Here is a 13,534-nt window from a genome sequence, read left to right as displayed (position 1 = left end):
AGCCAGGCCCAGCCGTGGTACTGCGTGCTGGTGAGTTCCAGGAAGTCGACGCCCATGCGCTCGGCCATGTCGATGATGCGGCCCACGTGCGGCAGGTTGTAGCGGTGCATCACGCAGTTGAGCACCAGCGGCCAGCCCAGGCCCTTGATGATCGCGGCGACCTTGCTCTTGTGCTCGAACGTGCGTGTGGACGAAAGGAAATCGTTCAGCTCCCTCGTGGAGTCCTGAAAGCTGAGCTGGATGTGGTCGAGCCCCGCATCCTTGAGCGCGCGAGCGCGCGGCTCGGTCAGGCCGACGCCGGAGGTGATGAGGGTGGTGTAGTAGCCGAGCTGGCGCGCCTCGGCGATCAGCTCTTCCAGGTCTTCGCGCAACAGCGGCTCGCCGCCCGAGAAGCCGAGCTGCACGGCGCCAGCCTTGCGGGCCTCGCGAAACACGCGCTGCCAGTCGGCGGTGGAGATCTCGTCCGCGTGCTGCGCGTAGTCGGTCGGGTTGGAACAGAACACGCAGTGCAGGGGGCAGCGGTAGGTCAGCTCGGCCAGCAGCCACAGGGGCGCGCGTGACACTGCGTGTGCGGTGCCAGGCGCGCGCTCCGAGTGAAGCGCTTCAGACGATCCAGCCGCGTTCATAGGCGTCGCCCAGGAACTCGCCGACGTCGCCGCGCAGACTGGTTTCGTTGAAGGTCTTCTCGAGGTCGGCGGTGATCTCGGCGACGCTGGCCTTGCCGTCGCAGCGCCGGAGAATTTCGCTGGCCGGGCCGTTGAGCTTGACCAGGCCTTCGGGGTAGAGCAGCACCCAGCAGTCCTGCGCCGGCTCGAACTGCAGGCGGTACATCGGCGCGAGGGCCGGGTGCTGGTTGTCGGCTACCGTGGCGGCAGCGCTCATGTGTGCATCCTGCATGAGCATTCGGGGCGGTCCGGCGTGCTCATGGTCGAAGCTCTTCGGCAAGGTCGTCGGGGTAGGCGCGCTCGACGGCATCGAGCATCGTCCACAGCACGTCGAGCTTGAACTGCAGGATGGCGAGAGCGCGTTCCTGCCGGGTGCGCGTGTCGCACCAGCTATGGGCGACCTCCAGGCCGTGCTCCACGTCGCGCTGCGCCAGCGGGATGCGGTTGCGGAAGTAGGCCAGGCCGCTGGCGTCGATCCACGGATAGTGGCTCGGCCAGCCCGCCAGCCGATCGGCGTGGATCTTCGGCGCGAACATCTCCGTCAGCGAGGAGATCACGCCTTCCTGCCAGCACGAGCGGCGAGCGAAGTTCACGTAGGCGTCGACCGCGAAGCGCACGCCGGGCTGCACGTGGCGCTGAGACCAGAGGTCTTCGCGCGTCAGGCCGACGGCCAGGCCGAGCTGCGTCCAGACCTCGATGCCACCGGCGTTCGCGCCTTCGAAGTCGTCGTGGCCGTCGTGGTCGAGCAGTCGCAGCGCCCAGCGGCGGCGGGTCTCGCGGTCGTCGCAGTTGCTCATCACCGCGGCGTCCTTCATCGGGATCGCCTGCTGGTAGTAGAAGCGGTTGGCGACCCAGCCGCGCACCTGGAAGGGCGCCAGTGCACCGCTGTTGAGGCGGCGATTGAAGGCATGGTGGATGTGATAGCCGGATTCGCGCGCGCGCAGGCGCGCTTCGAATTCGTCGGCCGGCCAGGGCAACTCCTTGGCCACGGTGGGGGGCAGGGCGGCGTTCACAGAGCGGCCTCCGAACTGCCGTGGCGATTGCAAGACCAAGCCGTCGGCCGCAGTCGCGCTGCTCGCTCGCGCAGGTCTCCACTTCGTGGGGCCCCTCTTACGCGGCTCATAGCGCGATCTCCATTCCGTCGTACGCGACCTCGATGCCGCGGTTGGCGAGTTCGGTGCGTTCGGGGCCGTAGTCGTCGAGGATCGGGTTGCTGTTATTGATGTGGATAAGAACCTTGCGAGCCGCGCCGGTCTCGTCGAGCGCGTCCATCATGCCGCGGCGCTCGGGGGTGCTTTGCTGCGGCAGATGGCCCATGTCGGCGGCGTACTTTTGCCCCAGTCCAGCCTTGACCATTTCGTCTTCGCTCCAGAAGGTGCCGTCGACCAGCAGGCAGTCGGCGCCGCGCATCCACTCCAGCTCGTTCGGCCCCACCTCGGCCAGACCCGGCGAATAGAACAGGCGCTTGCCCGATCGCAGGTCGGTGACTTCGAGGGCGATGTTGTCCCCCACCTTGGAGTCGTGTCGATGCGGTGAGAAAGGCGGCGCCTTGCCGGGAATGGCAACCGCGCGAAAGCGCAGGGTCTCGAAGCCTTCGATCGCGAACTCGGCGATGCGCTGCTCGCCGGCCACCGGCAGCAGATGCCAGTGCACGCCGCAGTAGTGCTCGAGCACCGTGAGGATGGGCAGGCCGGTGGTCAGGTCCTCGAACACGCAGGGCGTCACGTACAGCTCGATCGGCGGGCCTTCGCGCAGGCTGAGCAGGCCGGTGGCGTGATCGACCTGGGCGTCCATCAGGATCACGGCCTTGATGGGCGTGTCGCGCAGACCCTGCTTGGGGTGCAGGATGGGCTGCACGCGGAGTTGCTGGCCGATGTCGGGCGAGGCGTTGAGCAGCACCCAGTGATTACCGTCGGGCGAGACGGCGATCGAGCTCTGCGTGCGCGGGCGGATCATGCGCGAGCCATTGCGCGCACTCGCGCACACCGCGCAGTTGCAGTTCCATTGAGGGCATCCGCCGCCTGCGCCCGAGCCGAGCACGATGATCTTCATGACGCGGCCTTCCGGGGCAGTGGCGGCGCGTTTGCCGTATCTCCGTTCATCGAGCGCTCAGCGGACCGACGCGTACATCGTGACTTCGAAACCGAAGCGCATCGCTTCGTACCGGGGTTTGGTCCATCGAAGCTTCATCTTGTTTTCTCCAGGGAAATGGCGGTGTCCGTCACTGTGTAGAGTCGCCCACGGGCCCGGTGCCCCGCAACCCCGCATTGACCCTGTGAGCACGACCCCAAATCAAGGACAAACCCTTCCTCCCGGAGAGTGGCTCGCACCGCTCGACGGGCATCGCGTGTGGTGGTGCGAGGGCGGCGATGCGCGCGGCGTGCCGGTGCTGATCGTGCATGGCGGTCCGGGCGGCGCCAGCCGCGCCGAGCCGGCCGGCTGGCTCGCCGGGCTGCCGGTGCGCTGGATCGCGATCGACCAGCGCGGCTGCGGACGCAGCACACCGCTCGGCGAAACGGCGCACAACACCCTGGGCGACCTGCTGGCCGACATGGAGCGGCTGCGCGCGCAGCTAGGGATCGAGCGCTGGGCCCTGACCGGCGGCTCCTGGGGTGCGCGGGTTGCCTTGCGCTACGCGGCCGGATGGCCCCAGCGGGTGAACGGCTTGTTGCTGCGCAGTCCGTTTCTAGGCGGCCTGTCTGAAACACAGCGCTACATCGCACCGTGGCCGGCCTGGCTCGGGCAGGAGGGCGAAGCCTGGTTGGGCCAGGAGTCCGCCGCGGCGGTCTGGGCGCTGTACCAGCGCTCAACAGAATCGCTCTGCACTGACACAGGGTTACCCCCGGGCTCGCTGGAGGACGAAAAAGTCGCGCGTGCCTGGGCGTCTTTCGACGATTCGCAGTCGGCGCCCGGTGGAGCGCTCGCCAGCGTCAGCCGCTGTTCGCCCACTGCGTTGAAGGCGCTGACGGAAACCCAGGCCGCGGCATGGCGGGTGCATCTCCATTACGCGAGGCGGGGCTGGGGCGAACGCGACGGGCATCCGCGCGGCCTTCCAGCGGCGCCGCTGGAGTGCGGGCCCAGCGGCGTGGTGTGCGGTGCCGATGACGCGACCTGCGATCCGGCGCTGGCCCGTGAATTGGGGCGGGTGCTACCGGGCGCGCAAGTGCATGTGGTGCCGGGCGCCGGTCACCGACTCAGCGACCCTCGGCTCTCACCGGCGCTCGCCGAGGCCGCACGCGAATGGGTTGCCGCGCTGTTGCGGGGATGAAAGCTCGAACATCCCGGGTGCTCCCGCCAGCAGGAGAGGAAGCGAATCAAGCCGCGTTGTTCCAGCGCAGCTTGCGATAGATGGTGTTGCGGCTGATCCCCAGCCGCTTGGAGGCGACCGAGATGTTGCCGTCGGCAGCGTCCACCGCCTGGCGAATCATTTCGCGCTCGAGTTCTTCCAGCGTGCCGCCGCCGGCCCTGACCGCGGCGGGCGCGCCTGCCTCGCCCGCACGGACAGCGGCGGGTTGCGGTACAGCGGGCTCGACGGCGGGCGCAAGGCGCTGTGAGGCGTCTTCGAGGAAGTCGTCGGACAGGTGCTCGCGCGTGACGCGCGGCTCGTTGCCGGCCATCACGGCGGCGGTGTGCAGCACGCCCGCGAGCTGGCGCAGGTTGCCCGGCCAGTCGTAGCGCGCCAGCAGTTCCGAGACCTCGGGGGCGAGGCTCGGGGCGTCCCCAGCGCATTCGTCCGCGAGGATCTGCTTGACCAGCAGCATCAGGTCGGAGCGTTCGCGCAGCGGTGGCAGCCGCACGGCCAGGCCGTTCAGGCGGTAGTAGAGGTCTTCGCGCAGGCTGTGGTTTTCGATCAGCTCGCGGGGGTTGCGGTCGGTGGCGCCGATGAGGGCCACGTCGACCTCGATCGGCTGCACCGCGCCCAGCGGTGTGAGCCGGCGTTCCTGCAGCACGCGCAGCAGCCGCGCCTGCAGGCCGGCCGGCAGCCCGCCGATCTCGTCGAGGAAAAGCGTGCCGCCCCAGGCCTGCACGATCTTGCCGACCGCGCCCTGGCGGCGTGCGCCGGGGAACACGCCTTCGGCGTAGCCGAACAGTTCGGCTTCCAGCAGGGCCTCGGGCACCGAGGCGCACTGCACGGCGAGGAAGGGCTGCGACGCGCGGCGTGACTCGCGGTGAATGGCGCGCGCAAGCATTTCCTTGCCGCTGCCGGCCTCGCCGAGGATCAGCACCGGAATGTCGCGGTTGAGCACGCGCTTGAGCTTGCCGATGACCGCGTCGATCTGCGCGTCGCCGGTCTGAAGGCGGGCGAAGGTCGGAGCCGGCGCGGCGGGCTCTTCCACCGCAGCCGGTGCCTCGGGTTTCTCGGCGCGCATGGCGGCGGCTGTCGCCGCCGCCGCCGAGTGGCTGGCGTCGGGGCCGGTTGCAGGCGCGTCTTCCCAGCCGCCTTGCCACAGCGGCCAGTTGCAGCGGGCCTGCACGTGAACCGCCTGGCCGCTGGGCAGCGCCACGCGCAGCGGCGCGGTCAGCGGCGTGCGGCAGGCGTCGACGATGCTGCCGATGGGCGTGCCGAGCAGGCTGGCCACGGTGTGCATGCGCAGGCCGGCGCCGCTCATGCCGAGCAGGTCGAGCGCGCTGCGGTTCGCACCCAGGATGCGGCCGTCGCGATCGACCGCGAGGATGCCTTCCATCAGCGTGCCGATGAACTCCAGCCGGGCATGGAAGTGCAGCCGCAGGGCATCACGGAAATCGTCGTTCAGCCAGTGGTTCTCGATCATCCGCGCCGACATCTTCACCAGCCCCATCGTGTGCTGGTGGTAGCCGCGCCGGTCGCCCGATACATCGAGCACGCCCAGGATGTTGCCGCGCGGGTCGAGGATGGGCGCGGCCTGACAGGTCAGGAAGTGGTTAGCGTGCATGAAGTGCTCGTCGGCATGCACCAGCACCGCGGTCTCGTCGATCAGCGCGGTGCCCATGCCGTTGGTGCCCTTGGCGCATTCGGCCCAGTTGACGCCGGGCGCCAGGGCCACCTTGGCTGCCTTCTCGAGAAAGTCTTCATCGCCGATGGAGTGCAGGATGGTGCCCTGGGCGTCGGTCAGCACCACCATGCTCTGCGTCTTGACGATCTGCTCGAACAGCAGTTCCATCACCGGCGCGGCGTGCGCGAATAACCGGCGGTTGCGTTCGCGGGTGATGGTGAAGTCGGAGCGGGCGATCGGCGTGTAGTCCGGCGAGCCGATGCGCGAAAGCCCCAGTGCTGCACATCGCTCGTGCGACTCGTTGATCGACATCACATGACTGCCGTCCAGCGGCAATGCGCTGGCGATCGGCCGCTGGGCGGCTTCTTCGCGGCGGCGGCGGCCGGCGGGCAGGGCGGACTGCGAGCTCTGCGTGGTCATCGAGCCTTCCTTTCGTTGCGTGTCAGCCGGCGTCTTGGCCCGCTGGACGCTCTTGAACAATCACTGCCGTGGACGACGGCGCCTGAAACACGAATCGGCGGCAGAGCGCGGATGCTAGGCGATGCGACAGGAATGTTCAATTTCGCAGCACTGAGCAATGCACAAGGTAACTGCTGACCACAAAACGGCATGCGATCCGATTGCGACACGGTTGATACGCATGTGACGCTCCGCCAGATGCAGATCGAGGGTTATCCCAGGATATGAAGCCCTGTGCCGAACCCAGAAGATAGGCAGGAACGACGCTGGGCCCGGTGTGCAAAAACTGCGCGATCCGTGTGCCGGCGCCAACCATTCAATCGACCGCGGAGATCGCCAGCCATGCAGAAGACCCTCCACCTCGACCCCGAAAAGTGCACCGGCTGCCTGCAGTGCGAGATGGCCTGCTCGTTCGAGAACTACGGCGTCTATGCGCCGAGCAAGTCGCGCATCAAGGTGTTCGACTTTCACCATACCGGCCGCAAGGTGCCCTACACCTGCACGCAGTGCGACGAGGCCTGGTGCCTGCACGCCTGCCCGGTGGAGGCGATCACGATCGATCTCATGACCGGCGCCAAGGTCGTCAACGAAGCTACCTGCGTCGGCTGCAAGGTCTGCACCATCGCCTGCCCCTTCGGCACGGTGAACTACGTGCAGGAGACCGGCAAGGTGCAGAAGTGCGACCTTTGCGGCGGCGAGCCGGCGTGCGCCGAAGCGTGCCCGACCGGCGCCATTACCTACATCGATGCGAACTGGACCGGCCTGAACAAGATGGCCGCCTGGGCCGAGAAGCTCGGTAATCAGCCAAGCGCGCAGCCAAGCACGCAGCCCGCCGCAGCGTAAGGAGAACGAACATGTCCTGGGCAGGAAAAATCCTTCGCGTCAATCTCACGGCCGGCAGCGTCACGTCCGAGCCTTTGAAGATGGACTGGGCTCGCCAGTACCTCGGCTCCCGCGGCCTGGCCACCAAGTACCTCGTCGAGGAAATCGACCCCAAGGTCGATCCGCTGGCGGTCGAGAACAAGATCATCTGGGCCACCGGCCCGCTCACCGGCACCATGGCCTCGACCGGCGGGCGCTACACGGTCGTCACCAAGGGCCCGCTCACCGGGGCCATCGCCTGCTCCAACTCGGGCGGCTACTGGGGCGCGGAGCTCAAGTTCGCCGGCTGGGACATGGTGATCTTCGAAGGCAAGTCGCCCAAGCCGGTGTACCTGGCGATCGAGGACGACAAGGCCGAACTGCGTGACGCCTCGCACCTGTGGGGCAAGTCGGTGTGGGAGACGGAAGGCATCATCAAGAAAGAGCACCAGGATCCGCTCACCCGCGTGTCGAGCATCGGCCTGGCAGGCGAGAACGGGGTGCTGTATGCCGCGGTTGTGAACGACCTGCACCGGGCCGCCGGCCGCTCCGGCGTGGGCGCCGTGATGGGCTCCAAGAACCTCAAGGCGATCGCCGTGCGCGGTACCAAGGGCGTGGGCAACATCGCCAACCCGAAGGAGTTCATGCGGACCACCTTCGAGAAGAAGAAGATCCTCGCCGACAACGCGGTTACCGGCCAGGGCCTGCCGACCTACGGCACCCAGGTGCTGATGAACGTCATCAACGAGATGGGCGCCTCGCCCACGCGCAACCACCGCGACGTTGAGTTCGAGGGCGCCAAGGACATCTCCGCGGAGGCCATGGCCACGCCGCGCAAGACCGACGGCAAGAAGCCGCTCGTCACCAACCAGGCCTGTTTCGGCTGCACCATCGCCTGCGGGCGCATTCAGAAGATGGACCCCGGCCACTTCTCGGTGGAGAACAAGCCGCAGTACTGGGGCGCTTCCGGCGGTTTGGAATACGAAGCGGCCTGGGCGCTGGGCAACGCCAACGGCGTGAACGATCTCGAGGCGCTGCAGTACGCCAACCTGATGTGCAACGAGCAGGGCATGGACCCAATTTCCTTCGGCGCGACCATCGGCGCGGTGATGGAGCTGTTCGAGATGGGCGTGCTCACCAAGGAGCAGCTCGGCACCGACGCGCCCTTCGGCTCGGCCCGCGCGCTGGTTCACTTTGCGGAGATCACCGCGCGGGGCGAAGGCTTCGGCAAGGAGATCGGCATGGGCTCCAGGCGCCTGACCGCGAAGTACGGTCATCCGGACCTGTCGATGAGCGTCAAGGGCCAGGAATTCCCGGCCTACGACTCGCGCGGCATCCAGGGCATGGGCCTGGCCTACGCCACCTCCAACCGTGGTGCCTGCCACCTGCGTGGCTACACGGTGGCCTCGGAAGTTCTGGGCATTCCGGTGAAGACCGACCCGCTGGTCTCGGAAGGCAAGCCTGAACTGGTCAAGGCCTTTCAGGACGCGACCGCCGCATTCGACTCGGCCGGCATCTGCATCTTCACGAGCTTCGCCTGGGGCCTGTCGGACGTGCAGCCGCAGGTCGCGGCCGCCTGCGGCGAGGAGTTCACGCTGGAGAACCTGAACACCATCGGCGAGCGCATCTGGAACATGGAGCGCGACTTCAACAACAAGGCCGGCTTCACCGCCGCGGACGACACCTTGCCCAAGCGCCTGCTCACCGAACCGGCGAAAACCGGCCCGGCCAAGGGTCTGGTCAGCAAGCTGCCGGAAATGATGCCGAAGTACTACGAGGCGCGCGGCTGGGACGCCGCCGGCCAGCTCAAGGCCGAGACGCGCGAGCGGCTGGGCCTGTAGAAGAACGAGCGCCGGTGATCACCGAAGAACTCGAATGCGACATCTGATTCTGGGCGCCGGGCCGGCCGGCCTCATCGCGGCCGAGGCGCTGCGCAAGTACGCGCCCGCCGACAGCATCGTCGTCGTCGGCGACGAGCCCGAGCCACCCTATTCGCGCATGGCGATTCCGTACCTGCTGATGGGCAACGTCGGCGAGAACGGCACCTATCTGCGCCGCGACGCCGAGCACCTGGGCAAGCTCGACATCTCCCTCGTCCACCAGCGCGCCGTGAGCGTCGATGCCCAGCGCCGCACCGTCACGCTCGACAACGGCAGCGTCCTCGAGTTCGACAAGCTGCTGATTGCCACCGGCTCGCAGCCGGTACGCCCGCCGATTCCGGGCATCGATCTGCCCGGCGTTCACCCGTGCTGGACGCTGGAGAACGCCCGCCAGATTCAGGAGCTCGCCAAGCCCGGCGCCAAGGTGCTCCAGATGGGAGCAGGTTTCATCGGCTGCATCATCATGGAAGCGCTGGCCGCGCGTGGCGTGGAACTGACAGTCGTGGAGATGGGCGACCGCATGGTGCCGCGCATGATGGGTCCGACCGCCGGAAACATGATCAAGGACTGGTGCGAGACGAAGGGCGTGCGGGTCTTCACCGGCACCCGGGTCGAGGCGATCGAAGCAGCCTCGAACGGCGCCGCGGCGGTGCCGGCGGGGAGCGCTGAAGCGCCGTCGCGGCTCGGCCCGTTGATGGACAAGCTGACCCGCTCCTTCGGAGAAGCCGATTCGGCCATCGCCGCCTCGGTCCTGCAGGCGCGCTCCGACGAGAACAGCCCGATGCGCGTGCGCCTGTCCAACGGCCAGACGCTGGAAGCCGATCTCGTGATCAGCGCCACCGGGGTCAAACCCAACATCGCCTTCCTCGAAGGCTCCGGCATCGAATGCAAGCAGGGCGTCCTCACTGACGAGCGTCTGCAGACCAACGTACCCGGCATTTTTGCGGCGGGCGACTGCGCCGAGGCCTACGACCTGGCCACCAAGACGCGCGTCATCAGCGCCATTCAACCCAACGCGGCCGACCAGGCCCAGGTCGCGGCGATGAACATGCTCGGCCGAACGGTGGTGCTGCAGCGGGTGACGCAGATCAACGTGCTCGACACGCTCGGCCTCATCTCGGCGAGCTTCGGTGACTGGGAGGGTGTGCCCGGCGGCGAGCATGTCGAGCTGACCGATGCCGGCGGCTTCAAGCACTTGAGCCTGCAGTTCGATGCCGAGCGGCTGGTCGGCTGCAACAGCATCGGTTGGACCGAGCACGTGGGCGTGATGCGCGGCCTGGTGGAAGGGCGGGTTCGGCTGGGCGAATGGCGCGAGCGCCTGATCGACGATCCGACCTTGCTGACCGCCGCCTACATCGCGCAGGGCCAGGCGCAGGAGCGTTGGCAGCAGACGGCGGAACGGGCGCGCTGAGCTCTTCTTGCTTGCAGCCGGAAGCAGGGTCGCCGACTTCGTTCAGCAAATTCTTGTTCACTGCGTCGGCGACCCCGCTCCCGGCTGGTTCAATGCTCCTTGCGACGCCGAAGGAGCACGGCGTTGCCGGCGAAGCCGGCATCCGAATGCCCGGCGTAGCGAACAAGAATTTCCCTGAGCGCAGCCGGGCATTCGGATTCGGCTTCGCTCGTGCCGAACCGTGCATCGCCCCGCGACCCCGACGCGTTCCGATCCGGCCATCATCCACACATGAAGATAACGTTCAAGCTCTACGCCATGCTCACCGACCACTTGCCGCTCGAAGCGCGCCGCGGCAATCGGGTCGAACTCGACATCGCACCCGAATCGACCATCGCCGACGTCATTGCGCGCTTTGCACTGCCGATGAAGCTGGTGCATCTGGTGCTGATCAACGGGCACTACATCGCGCCCGAAGATCGCGCGACGCGCACGCTGGTCGAGGGTGATGTGCTTGCCATCTGGCCGCCGATCGCGGGCGGCTGATGCAGGCTGACTACCCCGCGAGCTTCGAGCGCGACACCGCCGGGACCGAAGCCGAATGGCTGCTTCGGCTGTCCGGTGCCTGCGGCGCTTGCGCGGTATGTGTCGAGGGCGTAGGCGCGACGGTTGCGATCGGCACTGGCCGTCTGTTTCTGTCCTGGAGCGAACTGCCGCCACGGCGGATCGCGCTCATGTGCATGCCGCGCATGACGGTGGGCTTTCGCTTTGAAGGCGTAACCGACGAGGTGCGCCAAGCCTTCATGCGCTACTTCGATCTCTACATGCAAAGAGGCGGCGGTTGAAGCTCGAGCCTCACCCGTAGCGCAGCTCCGTCGCCTTGCCCCAGAACACCCGGTACGAGAACACCGTGTAGGCGGCGATCGCCGGCACCGAAATGCACACGCCGACGAGGATCACCTTGAGTGCCGCGGGGCTGCTGGCCGCTTCCCAGATCGTGAGTTGGTCGATCACCACGTAGGGGTAGATGCTGTAAGCCAGGCCCAGGAAGCCGAGCAGGAACACGCCGATCAACAGCACGAACGGCAGCCAGCACAGTGCGCCGCGAACGATGGGCTTGTCGAGCAGCACGCGCGCGGTGCCCAGGGCGATCGCAGTGGTCAGCGGAATGACCATCAGCGCAATGATCTCGGGCAGGGAGAACCAGCGCTCGCGCACCGTCTCGCTGATCCACGGCGTGGCCAGCGAGATCAGCACCATGCCCACGACTACCGGCCACCAGGCCAGCTTGGCCCAGTGAATGGCCCTTTCCTGCAACTCCCCCTCGGTCTTCATGACCAGCCAGGCGGCGCCCATCAGCACGTAGGCTGCCGGCAGCGCGAGCGCGATGGCGCCCGCGAAGACCGGGTAGTTCCAACCCTCGCCGAAGCCGCTGACGTAGCGGCCGAGCATCCAGCCCTGCGACACCGAGGCGAGCAGGGAGCCGGCGAAGAACAGTCGGTCCCACATGGGTTTGCGCGCGGCCTTGGCCTTGACGCGAAAGTCGAAGGCCACGCCGCGCAGGATGAGGCCGACCAGCATCAGCGCCACCGGCATGTAGAGCTGCGTGAGCACCAGGCCGTGCGCCTTGGGGAAGGCCACCAGCAGGATGCCGATGCCCAGCACGAGCCAGGTTTCGTTGGCGTCCCAGAACGGGCCGATGGAGGCGATGAGCACGTCTTTCTCGACCGCGCTGGCACGCGGCATGAGCAGGCCCACTCCGAGGTCGTAGCCGTCGCTGATGACGTAGATGAGCATCGACACGCCCATCAGCGCCATGAAGATCACCGGCAGTGATTCATCGAAGCTCATGTCGGCTCCCCCGGGCGCCCGGTCACGAGCTGGCCTTTCCTTCGACCAGCACCTCCGCTGCTCGGCCCTCGGCTTGGTCCAGCGCGTCGGGCTGCGTCACGTCCTCGGGCTTCTCGGCCATGTACTTGAGCACGCCGATGTAGGCGACGATCAGCGCAACGTACACCAGCAGGTACATCGCCAGACTGCTGGCGACCATCGTGGCCGGCACGTCGGAAACGACATCGGCCGTGCGCACCAGGCCGTACACGATGAAGGGCTGGCGGCCGATCTCGGTGACGTACCAGCCGGCGACAGTGGCCACCCAGCCGGAGAACGTCATGCCGGCCAGCACCCACAGCAGCGGCCGCGGCAGCTTGTCCGGCGCCCAGCGCGCGCGCTTTGCCAGGCCCCAGCCGATCCAGCTCACGGCGAGCATCAGCATGCCCATGCCGACCATCACGCGAAAGGCTAAGAACACCGGCGCCACCGGCGGATGCGCATCGGGAAACTCGTTGAGGCCCTTGATCTGGCCGTCGAAATCGTGCGTGAGGATGTAGCTGGCCAGGTTGGGAATCGAGATGCCGAAGCGGTTCTCGCGCAACTCGGCGTCGGGCCATGCAAAGAGCATCAGCGGCGCGCCCTTCTGCGTTTCCCAGACGCCTTCCATCGCAGCAATTTTTTGCGGCTGGTGGTGCAGCGTGTTCAGGCCGTGCAGGTCGCCGACGAAGATCTGCACCGGGATCAGCACGGCGGCGACGGTCAGGCCGACCTTGAGCATCTTGGCCGCCGAGCGCCGGGCCGAGTCCTGCAGCAACTGCCAGGCGCTCAGGCCCGCGATCAGGAACGAACAGGTCAGCGCCGAGGCCAGCAGCATGTGCGTCAGCCGGTAGGGGAAGGAGGGGTTGAAGATTACCTCGGCCCAGCTAGTGACGTGGAAGACGCCATCGATGATCTCGTAGCCCGCCGGGGTCTGCATCCACGAGTTGAGCGCCAGGATCCAGAACGCGCTCACGGTGGTGCCGAAGGCGACGAAGAAGGTGGCCATGAGGTGCACCCGCTCGCTCACGCGCCCGTGCCCGAACAGCATGATGCCGAGGAAGCCCGCCTCGAGGAAAAAGGCGGTGAGCACTTCGTAGGCGAGCAGCGGTCCGGCCACGTTGCCGGCGCGCTCCATGTAGCCCGGCCAGTTAGTGCCGAACTGAAAACTCATCGTCACGCCGCTGACGACGCCGAGCGCGAAGCTCAGTGCGAAGACCTTGGTGAAGAGGCGATACGCCGCCAACCAGGCGGTGTCGTTCGTGCGCAGCCAGCGTACGCGAAAGAAGAGCAGCAGCCAGCCGAGGGCGATGGTGATCGTAGGGAACAGGATGTGGAAGGTGATGTTGGCGGCGAACTGCATGCGCGCCAGGATCAGGGCATCCATCCGGTCGTTCCCTCCATCGTGCTTGTCTGGTGAATCGGTCGAGGCCAGTA

At 67.1% G+C, this 13,534-nt stretch carries 14 protein-coding genes; 6 read left to right on the top strand and 8 right to left on the bottom strand.

The window, feature by feature from the left end; all coding sequences use genetic code 11:
• From H0W40_RS08865 to pqqA, 5 genes are all read right to left on the bottom strand, one after another.
• Positions 1-626: radical SAM protein (locus H0W40_RS08865; RefSeq protein ID WP_292445426.1), on the bottom strand; the 626-nt coding region annotated here is incomplete at its 3' end.
• A complete protein-coding gene (pqqD, locus tag H0W40_RS08860; protein ID WP_292445424.1) occupies positions 604-882 on the bottom strand; it encodes a pyrroloquinoline quinone biosynthesis peptide chaperone PqqD in 279 nt (92 codons plus the stop codon). The genes pqqD and H0W40_RS08865, both read right to left, overlap by 23 nt.
• 40 nt (positions 883-922) lie before the next feature.
• Positions 923-1,678: a pyrroloquinoline-quinone synthase PqqC gene (pqqC, locus tag H0W40_RS08855; protein WP_292445423.1), complete on the bottom strand. Its 756-nt coding sequence runs from the start codon at positions 1,676-1,678 to the stop codon at positions 923-925.
• A gap of 106 nt (positions 1,679-1,784) precedes the next feature.
• Positions 1,785-2,717, bottom strand: a complete 933-nt coding sequence (gene pqqB / locus H0W40_RS08850) for a pyrroloquinoline quinone biosynthesis protein PqqB (RefSeq protein ID WP_292445422.1) — start codon at positions 2,715-2,717, stop codon at positions 1,785-1,787.
• Between the two features lie 57 nt (positions 2,718-2,774).
• Positions 2,775-2,855, bottom strand: a complete 81-nt coding sequence (pqqA, locus tag H0W40_RS20025; RefSeq protein ID WP_367153779.1) for a pyrroloquinoline quinone precursor peptide PqqA — start codon at positions 2,853-2,855, stop codon at positions 2,775-2,777.
• A gap of 85 nt (positions 2,856-2,940) precedes the next feature.
• Between pqqA and H0W40_RS08845 the strand changes: the two genes are divergently transcribed.
• Positions 2,941-3,933 carry an alpha/beta fold hydrolase gene (locus tag H0W40_RS08845; RefSeq protein WP_292445420.1) on the top strand — a complete coding sequence of 331 codons (993 nt, stop codon included), beginning with the start codon at positions 2,941-2,943 and terminating at the stop codon, positions 3,931-3,933.
• A 46-nt stretch (positions 3,934-3,979) separates the two neighbouring features.
• On the opposite strand, the gene H0W40_RS08840 is transcribed toward H0W40_RS08845, so the two are convergent.
• Positions 3,980-6,058 (bottom strand): sigma-54-dependent Fis family transcriptional regulator, encoded by a 2,079-nt coding sequence (locus H0W40_RS08840; RefSeq protein WP_292445419.1) that lies wholly within the window; start codon positions 6,056-6,058, stop codon positions 3,980-3,982.
• Between the two features lie 381 nt (positions 6,059-6,439).
• Between H0W40_RS08840 and H0W40_RS08835 the strand changes: the two genes are divergently transcribed.
• The 5 genes from H0W40_RS08835 (at position 6,440) to H0W40_RS08815 (ending at position 11,073) form a co-directional block, all read left to right on the top strand.
• The gene (locus H0W40_RS08835) at positions 6,440-6,940 is read left to right on the top strand and encodes a 4Fe-4S dicluster domain-containing protein (RefSeq protein ID WP_292445418.1); all 501 of its coding nucleotides are present in this window, start codon (positions 6,440-6,442) and stop codon (positions 6,938-6,940) included.
• An 11-nt stretch (positions 6,941-6,951) separates the two neighbouring features.
• Complete coding sequence (locus H0W40_RS08830; RefSeq protein ID WP_292445416.1) at positions 6,952-8,799, top strand: aldehyde ferredoxin oxidoreductase family protein; 1,848 nt, start codon at positions 6,952-6,954, stop codon at positions 8,797-8,799.
• Positions 8,800-8,833: 34 nt separating this feature from the next.
• The gene (locus tag H0W40_RS08825) at positions 8,834-10,249 is read left to right on the top strand and encodes an FAD-dependent oxidoreductase (RefSeq protein WP_292445415.1); all 1,416 of its coding nucleotides are present in this window, start codon (positions 8,834-8,836) and stop codon (positions 10,247-10,249) included.
• Between the two features lie 270 nt (positions 10,250-10,519).
• Entirely contained in the window at positions 10,520-10,774 is a 255-nt protein-coding gene (locus H0W40_RS08820; protein ID WP_292445413.1) for a MoaD/ThiS family protein, read from the top strand.
• Positions 10,774-11,073: a hypothetical protein gene (locus H0W40_RS08815; protein WP_292445412.1), complete on the top strand. Its 300-nt coding sequence runs from the start codon at positions 10,774-10,776 to the stop codon at positions 11,071-11,073. Before H0W40_RS08820 ends, H0W40_RS08815 begins: the two co-directional genes overlap by 1 nt.
• Before the next feature lie 10 nt (positions 11,074-11,083).
• On the opposite strand, the gene H0W40_RS08810 is transcribed toward H0W40_RS08815, so the two are convergent.
• On the bottom strand, positions 11,084-12,079 hold the full coding sequence (locus H0W40_RS08810; protein ID WP_292445410.1) for a cytochrome d ubiquinol oxidase subunit II: 996 nt from the start codon (positions 12,077-12,079) through the stop codon (positions 11,084-11,086).
• A gap of 22 nt (positions 12,080-12,101) precedes the next feature.
• Positions 12,102-13,484, bottom strand: coding sequence for a cytochrome ubiquinol oxidase subunit I (locus tag H0W40_RS08805; protein WP_292445408.1), 1,383 nt, complete (start codon positions 13,482-13,484; stop codon positions 12,102-12,104).
• Positions 13,485-13,534: the final 50 nt, after the last annotated feature.

Origin of the sequence: Methylibium sp. (genome assembly GCF_013817345.1) — a bacterium.
GTDB lineage: Bacteria > Pseudomonadota > Gammaproteobacteria > Burkholderiales > Burkholderiaceae_C > Methylibium.
The sequence above is the reverse complement of the archived record's forward strand: the minus strand, read 5'-3'. Positions and strand labels throughout refer to the sequence as shown.

What these genes read in the sequence shown, in the direction of transcription:
- pqqD (WP_292445424.1), bottom strand. Translation starts at nt 882, where the DNA reads ATGAGCGCTGCCGCCACGGTAGCCGACAACCAGCACCCGGCCCTCGCG.
- H0W40_RS08815 (WP_292445412.1), top strand. Translation starts at nt 10,774, where the DNA reads ATGCAGGCTGACTACCCCGCGAGCTTCGAGCGCGACACCGCCGGGACC.
- pqqB (WP_292445422.1), bottom strand. Translation starts at nt 2,717, where the DNA reads ATGAAGATCATCGTGCTCGGCTCGGGCGCAGGCGGCGGATGCCCTCAA.
- H0W40_RS08820 (WP_292445413.1), top strand. Translation starts at nt 10,520, where the DNA reads ATGAAGATAACGTTCAAGCTCTACGCCATGCTCACCGACCACTTGCCG.
- H0W40_RS08810 (WP_292445410.1), bottom strand. Translation starts at nt 12,079, where the DNA reads ATGAGCTTCGATGAATCACTGCCGGTGATCTTCATGGCGCTGATGGGC.
- H0W40_RS08830 (WP_292445416.1), top strand. Translation starts at nt 6,952, where the DNA reads ATGTCCTGGGCAGGAAAAATCCTTCGCGTCAATCTCACGGCCGGCAGC.
- H0W40_RS08805 (WP_292445408.1), bottom strand. Translation starts at nt 13,484, where the DNA reads ATGGATGCCCTGATCCTGGCGCGCATGCAGTTCGCCGCCAACATCACC.
- pqqA (WP_367153779.1), bottom strand. Translation starts at nt 2,855, where the DNA reads ATGAAGCTTCGATGGACCAAACCCCGGTACGAAGCGATGCGCTTCGGT.
- H0W40_RS08835 (WP_292445418.1), top strand. Translation starts at nt 6,440, where the DNA reads ATGCAGAAGACCCTCCACCTCGACCCCGAAAAGTGCACCGGCTGCCTG.
- H0W40_RS08825 (WP_292445415.1), top strand. Translation starts at nt 8,834, where the DNA reads ATGCGACATCTGATTCTGGGCGCCGGGCCGGCCGGCCTCATCGCGGCC.
- H0W40_RS08840 (WP_292445419.1), bottom strand. Translation starts at nt 6,058, where the DNA reads ATGACCACGCAGAGCTCGCAGTCCGCCCTGCCCGCCGGCCGCCGCCGC.